Consider the following 21,294-nt stretch of genomic DNA (forward strand, 5'->3'; position numbering starts at 1 on the left):
ATCAGGTTGTGCCCCTCCAGCTCTGAGGTGAGGCCCATCCGGTGGTATGCCGACAGCGCGTTGGGACTGGCATAGGACACCAGCCCGCCTACGTCGAGACGGATGAAGCCGTCACCCACCCGCGGGCTCGACCGCGACATCGCCAGGTCCCCCACGTTGGGAAAGGTGCCCTGCGAGAGCATGTGCAGCAGATCGCCGGCACAGTCGAGGTAGGCCGTCTCCAATTGACTGGACTTCGGCGCGTCGTTGACGCCGGTCTGATGCGTCAACACGGCGACCACCGCGTCGCCGTATCGCACCGGCACCGCCTCGACGTTCACACCGGTCTGTTGCCACGAATAATTCTGTCCCGCACCGCTTTCCAAGCGGATCGCACCCGACTCGAAAGCGGAGGTGATCGGCTGCATGCGGTCGGCGGCGACCACGGTCCCGACGGCGTCGCGCAGTAGCACGGTGGGAGCGGTGTTCGGCCGGCACTGCGCAACGCAGACCAGGGAATCGTCTTCTCGCCGAACCCACATCAGGTAGTCGGCGAACGAAAGGTCCGCGATCAGCTGCCACTCGCCCACTACGGCGTGCAGATGGTCGACCGCGCTGCCCGGCAGGACCGTGTGTTCGGCGAGCAGGTCACCGAGAGTGGACATCGGCGTTTTCCGTGGTGAGGATCGGGCGGCTAGCTGATCACGGCGATGAGATCGCCGGCTTGGATGACATCGCCAACCGCCACGCTGACCTTGCTGATCGTTCCGGCGACCTCGGCAAGAACCGGGATTTCCATCTTCATCGATTCCAGTAACACCACGGTGTCGCCCTCGCCGATCTGGTCGCCCTCATGGACCACGACCTCGAGCACGCTGGCCACAATTTCTGCCCGGACGTCCTCGGCCATCACTACCCCGTTCGTCAGCCAGCCGTTTTCGGCGTTTGCGTTGCTTTATCGAACCACAATCGATTTACCCAGTTGTACTCCGAGCAGTCGTCGGTGCCGGCGAGGCGCGTCGACAGCCGGTTTGTGCTGCTGAAAGGTCACGATTGATGTCTCGGAGATATCGATAAGCAAACTCCAAGATCACTAAGAGAACCTATAGAGCCGCTTCTGTGACAGTGTCGTGCTCGAACTGTGACATTTGGCAAGCAGAGTGTCCCAAGTGAATGGAGTGCCAGAAGATCTTGAAGTGAAAGCGTCGAAACCGAGGAGAATTACGTTGTCCGACAACATGTTTGAGCATTCGGCAGGTCGTAAATCGGTGACCCGAGCGGCCACTGGATTCGGGGTGGCGCTGGCCGCATTCGCCACGATCGGGCTCACCGCGGGTGCCGCGGCGGCCGCTCCCCAGCAACCTTTCGCCGCCGACGACCCGATCCCGGGTCTGCCGGGTGGCGCCGGCGGCGCGGTGAACATCGCCAACTCGCTGTTCGGCTCGCTGAGCGGGCTGATGAACAACGTCATTCCCGGTGCCGGCGACCTCTTGATGCCCGCCACCGGTGCGCTCGGCGGAGGCGGCGGCCTGCCCGGCGGTCTGCCCGGCGGGCTGGGCGGCCTCGGTGGAGGCGGCGGCCTGCCAGGCGGAATCCCCGGTGGCCTGCCGGGTGGCCTGGCCGGTCAGACGCTCCCGGGGCAGACGCCGGGACTGGGTGGTTACCCGGGTGGCCTCACGGGTCAGGCGCCGGGCGGCCTACCGGGACAGACGTTGCCGGGGCAGACGCTTCCGGGGCAGACGCCGGGACTGGGTGGTTACCCGGGTAGCACGGTTCCCGGCGGACCCGCTCCCTTGTCGCCCGCTCAGGGCCCCGGTGCGGGCGGTCCGTTTGCCCCGGCCCAGGCTCCTCTGGCCGGCCAGCCCGCTGGCCAGCAAGGCCCGGTGGCATCGGCGAGCGCCAGCGGCGGCACCCTGGTGCACGTGCCGGTCGTCTAGCAGTTGGCCTGCAGGGCGGGTGGCGTGACAGACTGATCGGCAGGTAGAACCGCGAGGAGGATCAGTCATGGCCAAGCGAGGCCGGAAGAAGCGCGACCGCAAGCACAGCAAGGCCAATCACGGCAAGCGGCCCAACGCTTAACCAACCGTTCGAAACGACAAAGACGCGGACCGTCCGACAGGCGGCCCGCGTCTTTGTTGTTCGTCTGGTGCCGGCTCAACCGCCCCGGATGATCGTCGTCTGACTGATCTCCAGTCGCAGGCGGGCCCGCAGGCTCTCCGGAGCTCGCTCGCCGCGACACTTGGTGGAGATCAGCCCCTTGATGCGCTCTTCGAGACCGTAGGCCTGGAAGCAGGGCGGGCAATCTTCGAGATGCTGCCGGAGCTTGTCCTGGGTCTCCGGACTGCACTCCCCGTCCAGCAGAGTCCAGACCTCGGCGAGTACCTCGGCGCATTCGGCTTTGATCACCGGCTTGTCGCTCATGACGACACCTCCTCGGGTGTCTGGTCGCCGCGGATGAAGCCACGTTCCTTGGCCACGTCGCTCAACAGTTCACGCAGTTGACGCCGGCCGCGGTGCAGTCGTGACATCACCGTCCCGATCGGGGTGTCCATGATCTCCGCGATCTCCTTGTAGGGGAAACCCTCGACGTCGGCGTAGTAGACCGCCATCCGGAACTCCTCCGGCAAGGCCTGCAGCGCTTTCTTGATCTCGGTGTCGGGCAGAGCCTCGAGAGCTTCGACCTCGGCGGACCGCAAGCCGGTCGACGTGTGCTCGGCGCTGGCGGCCAGCTGCCAGTCGGTGATCTCGTCGGTCGGGTACTGCGCGGGCTGACGCTGCTTCTTGCGGTAGCTGTTGATGTAGGTGTTGGTGAGGATGCGGTAGAGCCAAGCCTTGAGATTGGTGCCCTCCCTGAACGACCGGAACCCGGCGTAGGCCTTGACCATGGTTTCCTGCAGCAGGTCTTCGGCATCGGCGGGGTTGCGGGTCATCCGCAGCGCGCCGCCGTAGAGCTGGTCGAGTAGCGGGATCGCGTCGCGCTCGAACCGCGCGGTCAGCTGTGCATCGGTCTCGTCTGATCGGGTCCGCGAGCTCCCATCGGAAACCGCGGTGTCCACCGCGACCTCGGGCTCCGTCGCGCTGTCGGTGTCAGCCATGGTGAGTAACGCAGTCCCTTCTGTCGCGATACCGGTGAACAGGTCCATCAAGACCGGACCCGTCTGGTACCCGGCCAACTGCTGTTCGCCTCGGAGGCTGGTCGCCGTTGACACGCGATTCCCCTTTCCCAATCTAAAGGCTGCGTCTGACACTGTCTGCTTTGCCTGGCTCAACAGCCACAACCGCCACGGTATTTCCGGACCGCTGGTCCGGCGCAATTGTGAGCAGCGTTACTGTGACGCTCATGTCGCTGAAAGCCAAAACCATGTTCATTTCGGGTGCCAGCCGCGGAATCGGCCTGGCCATCGCGAAGCGGGCCGCCCAGGACGGTGCCAACATCGCGCTGATCGCCAAGACGGCTGAGCCGCACCCGAAGCTGCCGGGCACGGTGTACACCGCCGCCAAGGAACTCGAGGAAGCGGGCGGCCAGGCGCTGCCGATCGTCGGCGACGTCCGCGACCCGGACTCGGTCGAGGCCGCGGTGGCCAAGACCGTCGAGCAGTTCGGCGGCATCGACATCGTGGTGAACAACGCCTCGGCGATCAACCTCGGCACGATCAGTGAAGTGCCGATGAAGCGCTTCGACCTGATGAACGGCATCCAGGTGCGCGGCACCTACGCCGTCTCGCAGGCGTGTATCCCCCACATGAAGGGCCGGGAGAACCCGCACATCCTGACCTTGTCGCCGCCGGTGCTGCTCGGCAAGGAATGGCTGAAGCCGACCGCGTACATGATGGCCAAATTCGGTATGACGCTGTGCGCGTTGGGAATTGCCGAAGAACTACGCGAAGAGGGCATCGCCTCCAACACGCTGTGGCCGCGCACCCTGGTGGCCACCGCCGCGGTGCAGAACCTGCTCGGCGGCGACGAGGCGATGGGCCGGGCGCGCACGCCGGACATCTACTCCGATGCGGCCTACGTGATCCTGAACAAGTCGTCCAAGGAATACACCGGCAACACCCTGCTGTGCGAAGACGTGCTGCTGGAGTCCGGGGTGACGGACCTGTCGGTCTACAACTGCGTCAAGGACGGCACTCTCGGCGTCGACTTCTGGGTCGACGGCGTGAACCCGCCGGGCTACACCGGCCCCTGACACTTTGCCAGCTGCGGCCACTCGGGCGCTGGCGGTATTGACCGACGCCGGCGTCCCGCACGAGGTGGTCAAGTTCGACCATGATCCGCGCGAACACTCCTTCGGCGGCGAAGCGGTCCGGGCCCTGCGCGGCACCGTCGAACCCGGACAGATCTACAAGACCCTGATCATCGCGGTCCCCGACGGCCCGGCCGTCGCGATCATTCCGGCGTTGGCGAAGCTGTCGTTGAAGTCGGCTGCGGCGGCGCTGGGCGCGGCCAAGGCCACCATGGCCGACCAGCGCGCCGCAGAGCGGGCCACCGGCTATGTGCTGGGGGCCATTTCGCCGCTGGGGCAACGCACCCGACTGCCGACCGTCGTCGACGCCGGCGCGCTCGGCTGGGAGCGGATGTACGTCAGTGCGGGTCGCCGCGGTTGGGACGTCGCGCTGGCGCCCGAGGACCTGATCCGGCTGACCGACGCGGTGACCGCCGAGATTCAGGCCTGAGACCTGGCCAGCATCGCGTGCACGCTGTCGGCGAAAGCCGCGGTGGTGAAGCAGGTCGGTTCGGCGAACTCCTCCATGGTCAGCGCCTCGTGCCAGCCGGCATCGGCGGTGGCCCGCAGCAGCGGCTTGGTCATCGCGACGGCGTGCCGCGGCATGGCCGCGACCCGTGCACACCACTCGTCGGCGGCGTCGAGCAGGCCGGCGTGGTCGACGACCTGCTGGACGAGACCGAGCCGATGCGCCTCGCGGGCATCAATGTGCTCACCGCGCAGGTAATAGGCAAGCGCCGCTTGGTATCCTAGTCGACGGGTCAGCGCCCAGCTGGTGCCGACCTCGGGTATCAGCCCGAGCTTGCCGAAGGCCGGCACGATCACCGCGCGTTCACTGGCGACGGCGATGTCGCAGGACAGCGCCCAGGCCAGCCCGACGCCCGCGGCCGGGCCGTTGACGGCGGCGACGAAGATCGTGTCCGACCCGGCGATGAGCCGTGCGATGCCACCGAATTCGCGGCGGATCCACCGCCACACATCGGCGACGCCCTCGGGTCGTCTCAGGTTTTCGGTGGCCATCTGCATCATCTTCAAGTCACCACCCGCGCTGAAACCCGGATCGCGACCGGTCAGGACGACGCTGCGGATATCGCGGTCGACTACGAGTCCTTCCAGCGCGCAACGCAATTGGCGCACCAGCGGCGCCGACAGCACGTTGAGGCGGTCGGGCTCGTCGAGGGTCACCACCGCACGGTCGCCGCGGTGATCGACATGCACTCGGCGGGGCGCGTCCGGGGCGTCTCCTTCGGCGACCAGTCTCTGATACAGCGAATCAGTCATCTCTCTCCTCGATAGCGTTGGCCCGCAATGCCTTCCACGCCGCGTCGGCGAAGGTCTTGATCACGCCGCGCGGCATCCGGGATTCGTCGCCGGCGATCCAGTACCGGCTGAATTCCTGCGCGGGTCCGAACCACAGTGCGGCGGTGACTCCGCCCTGCATCGGGCGGAGGGCGCCGTAGCTGTGGTGCGGCCGCCACCAGTCGCGCACGTCGGCGAAGAAAGCCCGGTTGGACTCTCGCAGTTCCGGGCTGTCGAGCCGGTCCCCCAGCAGCAATGTCGCCTCGGCGCGATTGGCGACGACCCAGCGCAGATGGTGTGCGACGCCGCCGCGGATTCCCTCTTCGGCGGAGTCGTGGCGGCGCAACATCGTCACGAACCCGGCCTGGTATTCGCTCATCACCTGGGCGTAGACCGCGGCCGCCAGCGCCGGCTTGTCCGGGAAGTGGTGGTAGAGCGCGCCGACGCTGACCTGGGCGTCGCGGCGGATCTCGTCCAGCGTCGCGGCGAGGGCGCCGTCGGAGGCGAACCGGACACGGGCTGACCGCATCAGTCGGCCTCGCGCGTCGACAGCTGTTCTCGGCACGAGGATTACTCTAACTCAACAGAGGATTACTCGGTATTGCCAATTTGCGATGGCCTCGACATAGGGTTTGGTCATGACACCTAACGCGGTCGTGGTCGGCAGTGGCCCCAACGGGCTCGCTGCCGCTGTGACGCTGGCCCAGCACGGCCTGGCGGTCACGGTGTTCGAGGCCGCGGACGAGATCGGCGGCGGCACCCGCAGCGGCGAGGCCATCCTCCCGGGTCTGCTGCACGACCATTGCTCGGCGATCCACCCGATGGCCGTGGGTTCGACGTTCCTCGATGGTCTCGACCTCGAGCGCTACGGCCTGCGGTGGCGCTGGCCCGAGATCGATTGCGTCCATCCCCTCGACGACGGGACCGCCGGGGTGCTGTACCGCTCGGTGCAGACCACCGCGGACGGGTTGGGCGTCGACGGCCCGCGGTGGCAACGACTCTTCGGTTGGCCGTCGGCGAACTTCGACACGCTGGCCGACGACATCATGGGCCCGCTGTTGCGCTGGCCGCATCATCCGCTGGCGCTGGCCCGTTTCGGCGCACCCACCGTGCTACCAGGGTCGGTCTTGGCGCGGGTGTTCCGGACGCCGCAAGCGCGGGCATTGTTCGGCGGCGCTGCCGCGCATTCGTTTCGGCCGTTGCACCATCCGATGTCGTCGGCGATCGGGTTGGGGATCCTGACCGCCGGGCATCGGCACGGCTGGCCCGTCGCGGCCGGTGGCTCACACTCCATCTCCCGCGCCCTGGCGTCGGTGCTCACCGAGTCGGGCGGCACGATCGAGACCGGCGCCCGGATTAACCATGCGGCCCAGTTGCCGGCGGCTGACGTGACGATCTTCGATCTTGCGCCGGGTGCGATCGCCAGGATTCTGGGCAACCGGTTGCCGGACCGCGTGTCCCGCGCCTACCGCCGATTCCGCCACGGCCCAGCCGCTTTCAAGGTCGACTTCGCCGTCGAGGGCGGGGTGCCCTGGACCAGCCCGGAGGCGCATCGGGCCGGCACCGTGCACGTGGCGGGTGACTTCGCCGAGATGGCCGCCACCGAGCGCGACGTGAATGCCGGGCGGATGCCCGAGCGGCCGTTCGTCCTCATCGGTCAGCAGTATCTGGCCGATCCGCAGCGATCGGTCGGCGACGTTCATCCCGTGTGGACGTATGCGCATGTGCCGAACGGGTTTTCCGGCGACGCGACGCCGGCGATCATCGCTCAGATCGAACGGTTCGCCCCCGGCTTCCGGGAGCGGATCGTCGGGCAGTTGGTGCGAACCCCCGCTGAATTCGAGTCCTCGAACGCGAACTACGTCGGCGGTGACATCATGACCGGCGCCAAGAACATCCGCCAGTTGGCGTTCGGTGCGCGAGCGACGTTGTCGCCGTACTCGATCGGGGTGCCCGGCATGTACATCTGCTCGGCCGCCACGCCACCCGGACCCGGAGCGCACGGCATGTGCGGGGCCAATGCCGCGCAAGCCGCGATCACCGAACTCAATAGCGGTAGAAGCCCTCACCGGTCTTGAGACCGAGCTTGCCTTCGTCGACATACGACCGCAGCAGGTCCCTGGGACCCGTTGGCAGTTGGGGAAATTCGTCGACGTAATGGTTTTCGATGTCCAGGGCGACGTCCAGTCCGACCAGGTCCATCAATTGAAACGGTCCAGCGGGAGCGCCGAGGTTGAGCTTGTACATGCCGTCGACGTCTTCGGGGCGGGCCACACCCTCGGCCACCACGGCCAGCGACTCTCGCTTGATGGCCGCCCACACCCGATTGAAGATGAAGCCGGTGCACTCCTTGCGCGCCTCGAACGGGTAGACACCGAATTCGGGCAGCACCGCGAGCAGCGTGTCGAGCAGACCCCGGTCAGTCTGGCCGTCGGACATCAGGTCGAGCCCGGTGACATCGGGCGGCATGTAGAAGTGCGTGTTACAGAAACGCGTTTTGTCCCTGATGTTTTCGGCCATCAACCGCGACGGATACGACGACGAGTTGGTCGCGAAAATGGTGTCGGCCGGCGCGGCTTCGTCAATCTCGCCCCATAGCGGAATCTTGATCTCGAGCTTTTCCGGCGCCGACTCCACCGCCAGCCAGGCGCCGTCCAGCGCCTCGGTGAGCGATGTCGTCCCCGTCGCCTCGCCCGGCTCGCCGAAGCCTCGGCTTTCGATCACTCTCGAAAGGTTCGCCGCCACATACTGTGTCGCATCGGCCAGTTGTTCGTCGCGGCGAGCGTAGATCCGCACCGACCCGCCGCGACTGGCGAACATCAACGCGATCCGCCGGCCCAACGTCCCCGCGCCGATCACCGCGACCGGCCGGTTCCGGATGTCGTCGAATGTGTAGGTGTAGCGACTCGTCATATCGATACGTTAGCGTTGCGCGCAAACCACTTGTGCCACTTTGATTTCAATGGTCACAGGATGCCGATTTCTGTCGGACCCCGTTTCTAAAATTGGGGCATGTCGTCGAGCACGCGTGAAGAGGTCGTCGAGAGCCTCGACGCGCTCGATGCCGGCCTGGACCGCGTGTGCGCCTTGTCCTTCGACATACTGACCACACCAGAACGGCTCCGCGTGCTGGAGCGGTTGGAGGCAACCGCGAGGCGCCTCCGAGTCCCCGGACATGCGCTGGTCACTCAGCTCGCCGAGCAGGCAGGCGACGAGGAACTGGGCGGCCGACTGGCGGACGCCCTGGCCAACCAGCTGCGCATCTCCCGCAGCGAGGCGACCCGGCGCATCGGCGAGGCCGCCGATCTGGGCGAACGCCGCGCGTTGACCGGCGAATCGCTGTCACCGCGGCTGACCGCGACAGCCGAAGCGCAACGCCAGGGACGCATCGGCGACGAACACGTCGCGGTGATTCGCAGCTTCTTCCGTCGCCTGCCCGATGGCGTAGACCCGTTGACGCAGCAGGCCGCCGAGGCCGACTTGGCGGACAAGGCCAGCGAGTATCGCCCCGATGAGGTGGCGAAGTACGCGCAGGTCTTGATGGATTGCCTGAACCCGGACGGCAACTTCACCGACGCGGATCGCGCCCGACGTCGCGGCGTCGTCGTCGGCCGGCAGGAAGCCGATGGCATGTCGCGCATCAGGGGCTACCTGAATCCCGAGTTGCGGGCCACGTTCGACGCGGTGCTGGCCAAGCTGGCCGCGCCCGGGATGTGCAACCCCGACGACGCCACTCCCGTCGTCGACGACGACCCGTCCGACAGCGCCCGCCGACGCGACACCCGATCAGAGGCCCAGCGCAATCACGACGCTCTGCTCGCAGGATTGCGCGGTCTGTTGATGTCCGGGAAGCTCGGCCAGCACAACGGACTGCCCACCACCATCGTGGTGACGACCACGTTGAAAGAGTTGGCGTCCGCGGCCGGGCACGGACGTGTCGCGGGCGGAAGCTGGTTGCCCATGAGCGACCTCGTCCGGCTGGCCGGTCACGCTCATCACTACCTCGCCATCTTCGACGAGGGCAAACCGCTGGCCCTCTACCACGGCAAGCGGCTGGCCTCTCCGGCGCAACGAATCATGTTGCACGCCAGGGATCGCGGCTGCACGAAGCCGGGCTGCACCGCGCCCGGATATTGGACTCAGGCGCACCACACCAAGGGCTGGGCGGCGACTCGTCGAACCGACGCCGCCGAGATGGCGCTGGCCTGCGGGCCCGACAACCGACTCGCCGAGAAGGGTTGGACGACCAGAATCAACGCCCGGGGCGAGGTCGAGTGGATACCCCCGCCGCACCTGGACCGCGGGCAACCGCGGGTCAACACCTTCCACCACCCCGAGAAGATGCTCGCGCCCGACGAAGAACCGGACGCGGCGTGAACTACAGCAGCGTCGCCTGTTGAGGCTGCGGCTCGGCCGGTCGCAAGAGTTCAGGGCCGTTGTTGCGAATGTTGTTGACCAGCGTGGAGATCTCGCGCATTTCGATGCCGTCGATGTTCGGCGGTGCGGCAAGGAAGTCAAGGTCGGCCGGCGCATCGGGATCCAGCCAGCGATCCCACTCCCCCTCGGGCACGATCAGCGGCATCCGGTCATGGATGCCGGCCAGCTCGCCGACCGCGTCGGTGGTGATGATCGTGCAACTCAGCAACGGATCGCCGTCTTTGGCCGGCTTCCAGACCGACCACAGCCCCGCCATGAACAGCATGTCGCCGTCGGCGCGGTGCATGAAGAACGGTGTCTTGCGCGCCTTCTTGCCGGTGTCGGCGGGGTTGGCACGCCACTCGTAGTAGCCGTCCATCGGCACCAGACAGCGCTTGGACTTGGCACTGGACCGAAAGGCCGGTGAGGACGTGACCTTCTCGGCGCGGGCGTTGATCAGCAGCGGACCCTTGGTTTCCGGTTTGCCGTCTGAATCGGCCTTGGCCCACGGTGGGATCAACCCCCAGCGCATCGACCGCACCCGCCGGGTGGCCTCGTCGTCGGGGTCCTCGGGGTCGGAATGCCGGCGAACCACGGTGGTGACGGTGGTGGTGGGCGCCACGTTGTAGTTCGGGGCGGCTGACTCCGCCGCGCGTGCCTCGTTGATCGCCTCGATCTTCTCGGCCAGCAGAGCCGGGTCGGTTGTCACTGCGAATCGTCCGCACATGTCTCCATTGTTGCCCGCTCGGTTCACTGGCGGCGACCCGCTGCACCCGGCTTCGCCGCGCTTGCGATCGCCTGTGTCATCCGGCGGCGACCCGCTGCACCCGGCTTCGCCGCGCTTGCGATCGCCTGTGGGCCACAATGGAGCACGTGGATACCTGGCCCGCCCCCTTCACCTCGCGGCCGGTACACGCCACGGTGACGGTGCCGGGCTCGAAATCGCAGACCAACCGCGCGCTGGTGCTGGCGGCGCTGGCCGCCGCCAACGGCTCCTCGACCATCAGTGGCGCGCTGCGCAGTCGTGACACCGACCTGATGATCGGCGCGCTGGTCGCCCTCGGCCTGCAGGTCGACGGACCGGCCGACGAACTGGAAGTCAGCGGGACGATCGCCCCACCCGCGGACGCCCGCATCGACTGCGGGCTGGCCGGCACGGTGCTGCGGTTCGTCCCGTCGCTGGCGGCCCTTGGGCTGGAGACCGTCACCTTCGACGGCGACGAGCAGGCCCGGGCTCGCCCGATCACTCCCCTGCTGAACGCGCTGCGCGGTCTGGGCGTCGACATCGACGGCGACGGGCTTCCGTTCCGGGTTCGCGGCGCGGGAAAGGTCGCCGGTGGCGCGGTGGAGATCGACGCCTCGGCCTCGTCGCAGTTCGTCTCCGGCCTGCTGCTCGCCGGTTCGTCGTTCGCCGACGGCCTGGCCGTGCGCCACGTCGGCCCGTCGCTGCCGTCAGCGCCGCACATCGCGATGACGGTGGCGATGCTGCGCCAGGCCGGCGTGCACGTCGACGACACCACCGCCAACCGCTGGGACATCCGGCCGGGTCCCGTCGCGGCCCGGCACTGGCACATCGAACCGGACCTGTCGAACGCCGTCCCGTTCATCGCCGCGGCGGTGGTCAGCGCCGGAACGGTCCGGATCACCGGCTGGCCGACCGCCAGCATTCAACCCGCCGACACCATCCTCGGCATCCTTGCCCAATTGAATTGCACTGTGAAGCGGGATGATTCGTACCTCGAAGTGCAGGGGCCGCAATCGTATTCCGGATTCGACGTCAACCTGCGCGACGTCGGCGAGTTGACCCCGTCGGTGGCGGTGCTCGCCGCACTGGCCGCACCCGGTTCGACATCGCGGTTGTCCGGCATCGCCCACCTGCGCGGCCACGAGACCGACCGGCTGGCCGCGCTGAGCACCGAGATCAACCGGCTCGGCGGCGACTGCCGCGAGACCGCCGACGGGCTGGAGATCACCGCGACCCCGATGCGCGCCGGCACCTGGCAGTCCTACGCCGACCACCGGATGGCGACGGCCGGGGCCATCGTCGGTCTGCGGGTCGACGGCGTGCACGTCGAGGACATCGAGACCACCGCCAAGACGCTGCCGAACTTCCCGTCGATGTGGGGCGACATGCTGGCGCAGGAGTCCGGCGGTTGAAGCCGGAGGACTACGACGAGTCCGACGTCAAAATCCGCTCCGGGAAAGGCTCCCGGCCGCGGACCAAAACCCGCCCCGAGCACGCCGACGCCAAACCCGCGATGGTGGTCAGCGTCGACCGCGGCCGCTGGGGATGCGTGCTCGGCGGCGACATTGACCAGCGCGTCACGGCAATGCGCGCAAGGGAATTGGGCCGCACCCCGATCGTCGTCGGCGACGAGGTCGACATCGTCGGGGATCTGTCCGGCCGAACGGACACGCTGGCCCGTATCGTGCGCCGCGGCCCGAGGCGAACGCTGTTGCGGCGCACCGCCGATGACACCGACCCGACCGAACGCGTGGTGGTGGCCAACGCGGATCAGCTGCTGATCGTCGTGGCGCTGGCCGATCCACCGCCGCGGACAGGTCTGGTCGACCGGACTCTGATCGCGGCGTACGCGGGCGGACTCGTCCCTATTCTGTGTCTGACCAAAACCGATCTCGCGCCGGCTGAGCCGTTCGCCGAGCAGTTCGCCGACCTCGACCTCGACGTGATCACCGCAGGCCGCGACGACCCGCTGGAGGCGGTATCGCATCTGTTGGTCGACAAGATCACGGTGCTGCTGGGCCATTCCGGCGTCGGCAAGTCGACGCTGGTGAATCGCCTTGTCCCCGAAGCACATCGAGCTGTCGGCGTCGTCACCGACATCGGCCGGGGCCGGCACACGTCCACCCAGTCGGTGGCGCTGCCCTACGACCCCGGCGGCTGGGTGATCGACACCCCCGGAATCCGCTCGTTCGGGCTGGCTCACATCAAACCCGACGATGTGGCGCTGGCGTTCTCCGACCTGGCGGAGGCAATCGAGAACTGCCCGCGCGGGTGCGGGCACCTCGGCCCGCCGGCCGATCCCGAATGTGCGCTCGACGAGTTGACCGGCCCTGCGGTGCGACGGGTGGCGGCCGCGCGCCGGCTGCTGGCGGCGTTGCGCGAAAGCTAAGACTCGGCCCGCGACCGGACCCACTCAAGGTTGGCCTGCATGTTCTGCTGCCACTCGGCCAGTCGATTGGACACGATCCTGGCCTCCTTCTCCGGCATCGCCTCGATCGCCGGGGTCAGGCCCGACGGGCCGGGACCCATCCGGCCCCACTGCCGGATGAGTACGCCGTCGCTGGTCGGCTCGACCTCGAATCCCCATGTCGCGCTGGCGCCGTCGGGCCCCACCACGTCGTACACCCAGCGGCGTTGCTCCTCGACTTCGACCACTTGGCACACCGTCGACCAGTCGCCGAACGCCTGGTGGCTGCTGCGTCCGCAGAACCGCGCGCCGACCTCGACGCCGGTGGCGCCGTCGAGCCAATCGACGCCCTGCAGCTCCGCGGAGCACCGGGTCGGCAGATCGATGTCGGTGACCAGCGCCCAGGCCGTGGGCAGGTCGCACCGAACGCGCTGAGTCACTTCGACTGTGGGTAGATCGCGATAGCGCATGATGGCTAGCATGCCAGCCATGAAGGTCGCCGCGATGGTGGAACCGCGAATGCCGGGCGCCGCAGAGTTCGCGGTGGCCGCCGAACAGATCGGCGTCACGTCGCTGTGGGTCCCCGAAGTCTGGGGGTACGACGCGCTGACCGGGCTGGCCTATCTGGCCGCCAAGACGTCGACGATTCAGCTGGGAACCTTCGTGGTGCAGCTGGGTTCGCGTAGTCCGGCGCTGTTGGCGACGTCGGCGCTGAGCTTGCAGGAGCTGTCGGCGGGCCGGTTCCTGCTGGGAGTCGGCACGTCCGGTCCGCGGGTCATGGAGGGTTGGCACGGCGTCCGGTTCCGCAAGCCGGTGCAGACCACCCGGGAGACCATCGAGATCGTCCGGATGGTGAGCCGCGGCGAGCGCCTCGAGCACGACGGCGAGATTTATCCGCTGCCGCTGCCGAACAGTCGCGGCGCGGCGATCAAGCCGCTGGTCAGCCCCCGGCACGTCCCGGTCTACGTGGCGGCGATGGGACCGCGGAACCTGGAGTTGACCGGCGAGACGGCCGACGGCTGGCTGGGCAACGCGTTCATTCCGGAGGCGGCCGAGGTGTTCCTCGGACCATTGCGGGACGGGGCGCAGCGGGCCGGACGCAGCCTGGATGAACTCGACCTGGTGGCACCGGTGGCGGTGGAATTCCACGATGACCAGGCGTCCGGTGACGCGGCCGCCCGCCGGCATGCCGAAGGCTATGCGTTCACCATTGGCGCGATGGGCGCGGGCGGTTCGAGCGGACAGAACTTCTACAACGACGCGTTCAGCCGCCTCGGTTACGCCGACGAAGTGGCGACGGTCGCCGCGCTGTGGCAGGCCGGCGAGCGCGACGAGGCCCGTGCCGCGGTGCCGCTGGATCTCGGGCGGCTGACGAATCTGCTTGGCACCGAAGACATCATCGCCGAGCGCATCGAACGCTACCGTGCAGTCGGCATCACCACGCTACTGGCGAAGCTGGAGGGCGAACCTCAACAGCAGCTGGCTACCCTGCAGCGGTTGGTCACCCTTGCGAGCAACGCGTGAGGCAGAAGCCCGGGCTGTGAATCCGCGCGGTCCACGACCGTAGCTGCTGTCTCGCGGGTGTCTACAGCCGCATCATCGGCAGTGGGCGCAGCGGGTGACGCACCGCGTGACCGCTGAGACCTCTCGCCAAGAACGCATGAAAACCGTTGTACGGCAATGCCTTGACCGCCGCCTTCACTGCCGGCCGCGCGACACCTTGGCGCAGCACTCCGTGGCTGACGTCGATCAGGTCGGCCTGGCGAAAGGTCTCCGTCACCGTGGCGTCGCGCAAGGGACGCAGGCGGTGGTGTTCGGTGACCAGTGCCCGCAGTTGACCGATGTCGGTGACGCCGAATTCCTCGGCATACGCTTCGGCGAGGTCGGCGGACGGCCCCAGGTAGTCCCAGGTGCTGGCTGTCCAGATGCCCAGGTCGTGGGTCGCCCACGCCAGCGCCGCGACATCGGGCACCGAAAAGCCAAGCAGGAGTTGGTGGTAGGTGATGCAGCGATAGACGTGGTTGGCGTACGCCGAGCGGTAGTCGCCTAACGCGTCGCTGTGCCGATCCAATACCGCGTCGACGATCGGGTGCGCGGTGACAACGTCCACCGCCCAGAGTCTAGGCGGCCAGATCGTCCGGTGTCTGCACCTCAACGACGGCCCGCTTGTTGCGCCGCCATCCGCGCACGGCCGCGATCGCCGACTTCAGGCCACGGCGACGTCCCGTCGAAGGATCCGTGCCGGCGAAACCCGGCCCCAGTTCGGCGAACATCGACTCGCTACGGGTCTCCGGGGCGTCGTCGGCGGTGGCGCGTAAGTACTTGTCCGGCAACGACAACTTGGCGATCGTCCGCCACGTCTTGCCGTACTGCACCAGGAAAGGGCCTGTGGTGTAAGGCAAGTCGTACTTCTCGCAGATTTGTCGCACGCGCACTGCAATCTCGGGGTACCGGTTGCTCGGCAGATCCGGGAACAGGTGGTGCTCGATCTGGTGGGACAGGCTGCCGCTCATGAAACGCATGGCCGGGCCGGCGTTGATGTTGGCACTGCCCAGCATCTGGCGTAGGTACCAGTGCCCCTTCGACTCGCCGATCATATCGGTTTTCGTGAATTTCTCTGCGCCATCGGGGAAGTGGCCGCAGAAGATGATGGCGTTGGCCCAGACGTTGCGGATGATGTTGGCCAGGATGTTGGCCTTCAGCGTCGATTTGAACGACGCGCCGGGCGACAGTGCCGTCAACGCCGGGAACGCCACGTAGTCCTTGAGCACCTGGTGGCCGGCTTTGTCCATGAATTCTTCGACGCGTTCGCGGGCGTCGTCGTTTTCCATCCGCTTCATCACGATCTTGCCGATCTCGACGTGCTGGAGCCCGACGCCCCACTCGAAGCCGAGTGCGAGCATCGCGTTGTAGAACACGTTGAGCAGGTTGAAGCGCTTCCACGGGTGGTCGCGGGTCACGCGCAGCAACCCGTAGCCCACGTCGTCGTCCATGCCGAGGATGTTGGTGTACTTGTGGTGCACGTAATTGTGGGTGAAGCGCCAATGCTTGGACGACCCCATCATGTCCCACTCCCACGACGAGGAATGGATCTCGGGGTCGTTCATCCAGTCCCACTGGCCGTGCATGACGTTGTGGCCGATCTCCATGTTCTCGATGATCTTGGCCACGCCGAGCGTCGCGGTACCGGCCCACCAGGCGGAGCGGCGCTTGCTGAACGCCAGCATCACCCGTCCGGCCACTTCCAGCGCGCGCTGCGCTGCGATGGTGCGGTGGATGTAGCGAGCGTCGCGCTCGCCGCGGGAGTCTTCAATGTCCTGACGGATGGCGTCGAGTTCGACGCCCAGGTTCTCGATGTCAGCGTCCGTCAGATGCGTGAAAACATCGAGGTCGGTGATCGCCATCGTTGAGTTTGCCTTCCTGCAGATTGCAGTTCCTGACCTACGCTATCGTAACCTACGAAAGCGTAGGTTACTAGCCGGTAACTCTTAGACGTCGAGTGTGCAATCGCCCGAAGCGGCCGACACGCACGTCTGAACGCGGGTGCCCGGCTCACGCTCTTCGCCGGTCCGCAGGTCGCGTACATGGCCTTCGACCAGGCTGACGACGCAGGACTGGCAGATCCCCATCCGGCAACCGAACGGCATCTGTACACCCTGCTGCTCGCCGGCGTCCATCAGCGACGTCGCTGCGTCCGCCGCGGTGCTCTTGCCGCTCTTGGCGAACGTGACCGTGCCGCCGGCACCGGCCGGCGCCGCCTTCGAGACCGCGAATCGCTCGAGGTGCAGGCGGTCGGCCATACCGGCAGCCGACCAGACCTGCTCGGCGGAGTCGAGCATCGCCGCCGGCCCGCAGGCCCACGTCTGGCGGGCGCGCCAATCCGGCACCTCGGTGTCGAGCTGGGACAGATCCAGCCGCCCCTCGCTGCGCGTGGCGCGCAGCTGCAGCCGATAGCCCGGGTTCTCGCGGGCCAACTGCTCGAGTTCGGCGCCGAACATGACGTCGTCGGCGGTGGGCGCTGAATGCAGGTGGAGCACATCGGTGATCTGGTCGCGACGGACCAGCGTGCGCAGCATCGACATCACCGGCGTGATGCCCGAGCCGGCGGTGAGGAACAGCACGGCGGGCGGCGCCGGATCGGGCAGCACGAAGTTGCCCTGCGGGGCGGCCAGTCGAACGATCGTCCCGGGCGTGACGCCGTCGACCAGATGCGCTGACAGGAAGCCTTCCGGCATCGCCTTGACCGTGATCGTCACGGTGCGCGCGCTGCGGCGCGGGCCGGTGGTCACCGGGCTGGACGTCAGCGAATAGGACCGCCAACGCCAGCGGCCGTCCATCAACAGGCCGATGCCGAGGTACTGACCAGGCTCGTAGTCGAAGCTGAAGCCCCAGCCCGGCTTGATGACCAAAGTCGCCGAATCGTGGGTCTCCTGCCGCACTTCCAGGACCCGGCCGCGCAGTTCCCGCGCCGACCACAGCGGGTTGGCGAGGCGGGTGTAGTCGTCTGGTAGCAGCGGCGTGGTGATGCGGTGGGCGATTTTTCGCAATGCATGCCAGCCGGCGTGGGATTCCACTCCGGCCAGCGTAATGGGCCGCGTCTCGATGACGTCGGCCGCGGCTCGAGAGATCTTTCGGTCCATTGAGGTTCCTGTCCATCCAAGGATCGCGGCTCTCGCCCGGGATGGAACCTACGGTACCGTAACTTACGGTTGCGTAGCTAAAGGCTGGCTGTGAGTTAGAGCAACTCGAGCAGGAAGGGCAGCTCCTGCACGGCATACCAGGCGAGGTCGTGATCCTGGGCGTCACCGACCGTCAGCTCGGCGTCCTCGTCGCCCAGATCGGCCGCGTCGATCACCTCGATCGCGGCACTGACCTGGGCTTCCGCGGCGGCGTTGTCGACGAACGCGGCGACCACCTCATTCAGCGGCACAGGCGCTCCTATTCGCACCACGGCGTCGTCGAGATCCGGGCGCAGTGTGACGTCTCCGACATCGGCAACCAACACCGCCCGTCGCGGCGGTAGCGCCCCGTCGTGCTCACCGGTGCCCTCGTCCGCGGCACCGGCCATCAGTCGCAGCGACGCCATCGCGGCCTCACGCAGCGCGACCTCGCCGAGTTCGTCGTCGTCGCCCTCGGCGTACGACTCGCGCAGCTTGGGGGTCACCGCGAAGGCCGTGCCGTTCACCGGCCGCAGCGCGCCGTCGGTAACCAGTTGCTGCAGCATGGCCAGCGTCACGGGGATGTAGATCCGCATCAGTCTTTCGACCCCAGCAGGGTCGCGACATGGTCGTCGACGTAGGTCGACAACTCGCGCGGCGGACGCTGATAGTTGCCGGTCCTGATCGGATGGGCGGGCAATTTGACCTTGGCCAGCTTCACCGGTTTGTAGTCGATGGTCGACAACAAATGCGCGATCATGTTCAACCGGGCGTGCTTCTTGAGGTCCGACTCCACCAAATACCATGGGCTGGAGGGCTTGTCGGTGTAGGCCATCATCTCGTCGCGGGCCCGCGAATAGTCTTCCCACTTGTACAACGACTCCAGGTCCATCGGGCTGAGCTTCCACTGCCGCAGCGGATCGTTGCGACGCGCCTGGAATCTGCGCAGCTGCTCGTCCTCGGACACCGAGAACCAGTACTTACGCACCAAGATCCCGTCGTCGATCAGCATCTGCTCGAAGGTCGGTGTCTGCTGCAGGAACAGCGCATGCTCTTGCGGCGTGCAGAATCCCATGACTTTCTCGACGCCGGCGCGGTTGTACCAGGAGCGGTCGAACAGCACGATCTCGCCCTTGGTGGGCAATTGCGCGACGTAGCGCTGGTAATACCACTGCCCACTCTCGCGATCGGTCGGCGCCGGCAACGCCGCGATCCGGGCGAACCGCGGGTTGAGGTATTCGGTGATCCGTTTGATGGTGCCGCCCTTGCCCGCTCCGTCGCGACCCTCGAAGATCACCACCACGCGGGCGCCACTCGCGCGCACCCATTCCTGCATCTTCACCAATTCGGTTTGCAGTCGCAGTAATTCGGCCTTGTAGACCTTCTTGGGCAATTTGGGTTGCGTCTTCTGCGACTTGCTCACCATCGAATCCTAGTTCTACTGAGCGGCTTCCAGCAGTTCATCGAGCGATTCGGCCAGCAATGACGGAAACACGTCGACGTCGCTCATCGCATCGCGGTCGGCGTTGATGCCGAAATACAACATGCCGTTGTACGACGTCACCCCGATGGCCAACGCCTGATTGCTCAGCAGCGGCGGCACCGCGTAGGTCTCCAGCAGCTTCGCGCCCGCGATGTACATCTGCGACTGTGCCCCCGGCGCATTGGTGATCAACAGGTTGAACAGCCGCGGCGACAAACTCGTTGCGACACGAATTCCCATGGCGTGCAACGTCGGTGGCGCAAAGCCCGACAGCGTCGCGATGGTGCGGGCGTCGACCAGGCTGGCCGCTGTCGGATTCGTCTCGGTGGCGTGGGCGATCTGCGAAAGCCTCACCACCGTGTTGCCCTCGCCGACCGGTAGGTCGACCAGAAAAGGCGCCACCTGGCTGATCGCCTGACCCAGGTTCGAGGTGTCAAAGGCCTCGTACACCGGCAATGGGGCCATCGCCCGCACCGTCTCGGTGTGCGCGGCGGATTCGCCTCGCGACAGCAGCCAGTTGCGCAACGCACCGGTGACCACCGCCAGCACCACGTCATGGACGTCGCAGTTGTACCGGGTGCGGATGGTCCGGTAGTCGTCGAGTCGTCCGACCGCCACCGTGTAGCGCCGGTTGCGCGACACCGTGGAGTTCAACGGGCTGCGCGGGGCGTTGCCCCGGGCCAACGTCCGGGCGACGTCGAACATCCGCCGGCCGGCGTCGACCACCTTGCTGGAGTTGGTCACCAGGTCCACGATTCCGCTGTGGACGGCCCTCATCTGGGCCTGGGGCCGGGTGGCCCAGTCGCCGACGGCCCCCAGCAGCAGCTGCATGGCGCCGGGCTCGCGGGCCGGCACCCAGATGTCCTCGACGAACGGCGGCGGACGGCGGTTGCGGTCGGCGATGACGTGGCTGATTTCGGCGGCGCCCATGCCGTTGATCAAGGCCTGATGCGATTTCGTGTAGAGCGCCAACCGGTTCTTGGCCAGGCCCTCGACCAGGTACATCTCCCACAGCGGCCGGGACCGGTCGAGCGGTCGCGCGGCCAGGCGGCCGATCAGCTCGTGGAGTTGCTCGTCGCTGCCCGGCGACGGGAGCGCGGAGCGCCGGACGTGGTAGGTGATGTCGAAGTCGCGGTCGTCGACCCAGACCGGCCGGGCCAGCCGCATCGTCACCTCGCGGACCTTCTGCCGGTACCTCGGGACGTGGGGCAGCTGTCGCTCGACGGCGGCCAGCAGAGTCTCGTAGCTCAGCCCGGAACGCGGCGCACGCAGGATCGACAGCGACCCGACGTACAACGGGGTCGCCGAGTTCTCCAGCTCGTAGAAGGAGGCGTCCGATGCGGACAAACGGGTCACGTCGCCCCTCCCCCTCGTCGTCGCCGAACCGGTCCCTCGACCAATATGCCGTAAACGCTCACCGCGCGCCGTGGCGCAGCGCACAGCGCGAATACGCCCTCCCGCCGATTGTGCGATGATCCTCGCACTCGTCTGCCACTCTCCAGCAGGCCAGCATGGCCCATCACATCGTGCGGGAGAGTTCTGTGTCGACCAACCCATCGGATGCATCCGCCTTGGCGGTCACCCCCGTCGTCGATTGCGAGCCGCCGGCCCGCGACATGCGGCAATGCCCGCCCCCCTCGCCGACCACGCTGCGCAGGCGCAATACGCATGCGCCACAACGCCATTCGACACCACCGGCCTTGTCGCCGCCGATGCGGCAGGCGGCGAGCTTCGCCGACGCCGCGCTACGCCGGGTGCTCGAAGTCATCGACCGTCGCCGTCCGATCGCTCAGCTGAACGGGTTGCTGACTCCTGGGCTCGTCGACTCGGTGCTGTGCGCCAATCGTTTGTCCGGCAACCCGTCCGGCGTGGCGGTGCTGCGCCGGGTGCGGCTGCAGCCGGCCGGCCCGACCGCGGCAGAGGTGTTCGGCAGCTACAGCCGCGGTCCGCGGATGCATGCCATCGCTTGCCGCATCGAGTCCGCGGCTCGTACTGGCGGCGGGCGCTGGCAGGTGGTTGCCCTGCACATCGGTTAGGGCGCGGCCTGGCCGTCAAGCCCAGCCGGGCGACGATGCAGAGCGC

Annotated in this window: 24 protein-coding genes; 9 read left to right on the forward strand and 15 right to left on the reverse strand. The window is 67.2% G+C overall.

Annotated elements, in window-relative coordinates; genetic code table 11:
* Both CYU59_RS01315 and CYU59_RS01320 read right to left on the reverse strand, forming a co-directional pair.
* Positions 1-644 (reverse strand): histidine kinase N-terminal domain-containing protein (locus tag CYU59_RS01315; protein ID WP_292975004.1); only part of this gene is annotated, 644 nt, incomplete at its 3' end.
* Positions 645-673: 29 nt separating this feature from the next.
* On the reverse strand, positions 674-889 hold the full coding sequence (locus CYU59_RS01320; RefSeq protein WP_292975006.1) for a biotin/lipoyl-binding carrier protein: 216 nt from the start codon (positions 887-889) through the stop codon (positions 674-676).
* A gap of 316 nt (positions 890-1,205) precedes the next feature.
* On the opposite strand from CYU59_RS01320, the gene CYU59_RS01325 reads away from it, so the two are divergent.
* A complete protein-coding gene (locus CYU59_RS01325; RefSeq protein WP_292975008.1) occupies positions 1,206-1,916 on the forward strand; it encodes a hypothetical protein in 711 nt (236 codons plus the stop codon).
* 217 nt (positions 1,917-2,133) lie between these two features.
* Here CYU59_RS01325 and rsrA read toward each other — a convergent pair whose 3' ends face one another.
* Positions 2,134-2,400: a mycothiol system anti-sigma-R factor gene (rsrA, locus tag CYU59_RS01330; RefSeq protein WP_292975010.1), complete on the reverse strand. Its 267-nt coding sequence runs from the start codon at positions 2,398-2,400 to the stop codon at positions 2,134-2,136.
* Positions 2,397-3,188 carry a sigma-70 family RNA polymerase sigma factor gene (locus CYU59_RS01335; protein WP_292975012.1) on the reverse strand — a complete coding sequence of 264 codons (792 nt, stop codon included), beginning with the start codon at positions 3,186-3,188 and terminating at the stop codon, positions 2,397-2,399. Before CYU59_RS01335 ends, rsrA begins: the two co-directional genes overlap by 4 nt.
* A 131-nt stretch (positions 3,189-3,319) precedes the next feature.
* Between CYU59_RS01335 and CYU59_RS01340 the strand changes: the two genes are divergently transcribed.
* Both CYU59_RS01340 and CYU59_RS01345 read left to right on the forward strand, forming a co-directional pair.
* A complete protein-coding gene (locus CYU59_RS01340; RefSeq protein ID WP_292975014.1) occupies positions 3,320-4,168 on the forward strand; it encodes an NAD(P)-dependent oxidoreductase in 849 nt (282 codons plus the stop codon).
* Positions 4,169-4,172: 4 nt separating this feature from the next.
* Complete coding sequence (locus tag CYU59_RS01345; RefSeq protein ID WP_292975016.1) at positions 4,173-4,655, forward strand: aminoacyl-tRNA deacylase; 483 nt, start codon at positions 4,173-4,175, stop codon at positions 4,653-4,655.
* On the opposite strand, the gene CYU59_RS01350 is transcribed toward CYU59_RS01345, so the two are convergent.
* Both CYU59_RS01350 and CYU59_RS01355 read right to left on the reverse strand, forming a co-directional pair.
* Positions 4,646-5,485: an enoyl-CoA hydratase/isomerase family protein gene (locus tag CYU59_RS01350; RefSeq protein ID WP_292975018.1), complete on the reverse strand. Its 840-nt coding sequence runs from the start codon at positions 5,483-5,485 to the stop codon at positions 4,646-4,648. The two genes, CYU59_RS01345 and CYU59_RS01350, sit on opposite strands and share 10 nt — an antisense overlap.
* On the reverse strand, positions 5,478-6,032 hold the full coding sequence (locus CYU59_RS01355) for a TetR/AcrR family transcriptional regulator (RefSeq protein WP_292975020.1): 555 nt from the start codon (positions 6,030-6,032) through the stop codon (positions 5,478-5,480). Before CYU59_RS01355 ends, CYU59_RS01350 begins: the two co-directional genes overlap by 8 nt.
* Before the next feature lie 109 nt (positions 6,033-6,141).
* Here CYU59_RS01355 and CYU59_RS01360 point away from each other — a divergent pair, with 109 nt between their 5' ends.
* The gene (locus CYU59_RS01360; protein WP_292975022.1) at positions 6,142-7,581 is read left to right on the forward strand and encodes an NAD(P)/FAD-dependent oxidoreductase; all 1,440 of its coding nucleotides are present in this window, start codon (positions 6,142-6,144) and stop codon (positions 7,579-7,581) included.
* Here the strand turns inward: CYU59_RS01360 and CYU59_RS01365 are convergent.
* Entirely contained in the window at positions 7,550-8,416 is an 867-nt protein-coding gene (locus tag CYU59_RS01365; protein ID WP_292975023.1) for a 3-hydroxyacyl-CoA dehydrogenase family protein, read from the reverse strand. The genes CYU59_RS01360 and CYU59_RS01365 overlap by 32 nt on opposite strands.
* Positions 8,417-8,515: 99 nt before the next feature.
* Here CYU59_RS01365 and CYU59_RS01370 point away from each other — a divergent pair, with 99 nt between their 5' ends.
* On the forward strand, positions 8,516-9,880 hold the full coding sequence (locus tag CYU59_RS01370) for an HNH endonuclease signature motif containing protein (RefSeq protein WP_292975025.1): 1,365 nt from the start codon (positions 8,516-8,518) through the stop codon (positions 9,878-9,880).
* A 1-nt stretch (position 9,881) separates the two neighbouring features.
* Here the strand turns inward: CYU59_RS01370 and CYU59_RS01375 are convergent, their stop codons facing one another.
* On the reverse strand, positions 9,882-10,646 hold the full coding sequence (locus CYU59_RS01375) for an SOS response-associated peptidase (RefSeq protein WP_292975027.1): 765 nt from the start codon (positions 10,644-10,646) through the stop codon (positions 9,882-9,884).
* A 137-nt stretch (positions 10,647-10,783) separates the two neighbouring features.
* Here CYU59_RS01375 and aroA point away from each other — a divergent pair, with 137 nt between their 5' ends.
* Together aroA and rsgA are read left to right on the forward strand one after the other, a co-directional pair.
* Positions 10,784-12,076 carry a 3-phosphoshikimate 1-carboxyvinyltransferase gene (gene aroA, locus CYU59_RS01380; RefSeq protein ID WP_292975029.1) on the forward strand — a complete coding sequence of 431 codons (1,293 nt, stop codon included), beginning with the start codon at positions 10,784-10,786 and terminating at the stop codon, positions 12,074-12,076.
* Complete coding sequence (gene rsgA / locus CYU59_RS01385; RefSeq protein WP_292975031.1) at positions 12,073-13,053, forward strand: ribosome small subunit-dependent GTPase A; 981 nt, start codon at positions 12,073-12,075, stop codon at positions 13,051-13,053. The genes aroA and rsgA overlap by 4 nt, the downstream gene beginning before the upstream one ends.
* Here the strand turns inward: rsgA and CYU59_RS01390 are convergent.
* The gene (locus CYU59_RS01390) at positions 13,050-13,562 is read right to left on the reverse strand and encodes an SRPBCC family protein (RefSeq protein ID WP_363113684.1); all 513 of its coding nucleotides are present in this window, start codon (positions 13,560-13,562) and stop codon (positions 13,050-13,052) included. The genes rsgA and CYU59_RS01390 overlap by 4 nt on opposite strands.
* Between CYU59_RS01390 and CYU59_RS01395 the strand changes: the two genes are divergently transcribed.
* The gene (locus CYU59_RS01395; RefSeq protein ID WP_292975033.1) at positions 13,561-14,595 is read left to right on the forward strand and encodes an LLM class flavin-dependent oxidoreductase; all 1,035 of its coding nucleotides are present in this window, start codon (positions 13,561-13,563) and stop codon (positions 14,593-14,595) included. The two genes, CYU59_RS01390 and CYU59_RS01395, sit on opposite strands and share 2 nt — an antisense overlap.
* A 61-nt stretch (positions 14,596-14,656) precedes the next feature.
* Here the strand turns inward: CYU59_RS01395 and CYU59_RS01400 are convergent, their stop codons facing one another.
* The 6 genes from CYU59_RS01400 to CYU59_RS01425 form a co-directional block, all read right to left on the reverse strand.
* Positions 14,657-15,181 carry a hypothetical protein gene (locus CYU59_RS01400; RefSeq protein ID WP_292975035.1) on the reverse strand — a complete coding sequence of 175 codons (525 nt, stop codon included), beginning with the start codon at positions 15,179-15,181 and terminating at the stop codon, positions 14,657-14,659.
* Positions 15,182-15,191: 10 nt separating this feature from the next.
* A complete protein-coding gene (locus CYU59_RS01405) occupies positions 15,192-16,475 on the reverse strand; it encodes a fatty acid desaturase (protein ID WP_292975037.1) in 1,284 nt (427 codons plus the stop codon).
* Positions 16,476-16,559: 84 nt separating this feature from the next.
* Positions 16,560-17,711, reverse strand: coding sequence for a ferredoxin reductase (locus CYU59_RS01410; RefSeq protein WP_292975039.1), 1,152 nt, complete (start codon positions 17,709-17,711; stop codon positions 16,560-16,562).
* Positions 17,712-17,806: 95 nt separating this feature from the next.
* Entirely contained in the window at positions 17,807-18,328 is a 522-nt protein-coding gene (locus CYU59_RS01415; protein ID WP_292975290.1) for a hypothetical protein, read from the reverse strand.
* The gene (gene ppk2, locus CYU59_RS01420; RefSeq protein WP_292975041.1) at positions 18,325-19,155 is read right to left on the reverse strand and encodes a polyphosphate kinase 2; all 831 of its coding nucleotides are present in this window, start codon (positions 19,153-19,155) and stop codon (positions 18,325-18,327) included. Before ppk2 ends, CYU59_RS01415 begins: the two co-directional genes overlap by 4 nt.
* 12 nt (positions 19,156-19,167) lie before the next feature.
* Positions 19,168-20,568: a wax ester/triacylglycerol synthase family O-acyltransferase gene (locus tag CYU59_RS01425; protein WP_292975043.1), complete on the reverse strand. Its 1,401-nt coding sequence runs from the start codon at positions 20,566-20,568 to the stop codon at positions 19,168-19,170.
* 260 nt (positions 20,569-20,828) lie between these two features.
* Here CYU59_RS01425 and CYU59_RS01430 point away from each other — a divergent pair, with 260 nt between their 5' ends.
* A complete protein-coding gene (locus tag CYU59_RS01430; RefSeq protein ID WP_292975292.1) occupies positions 20,829-21,248 on the forward strand; it encodes an Rv3235 family protein in 420 nt (139 codons plus the stop codon).
* Positions 21,249-21,294: the final 46 nt, after the last annotated feature.

The organism is Mycobacterium sp., assembly GCF_002863225.1.
GTDB lineage: Bacteria > Actinomycetota > Actinomycetes > Mycobacteriales > Mycobacteriaceae > Mycobacterium.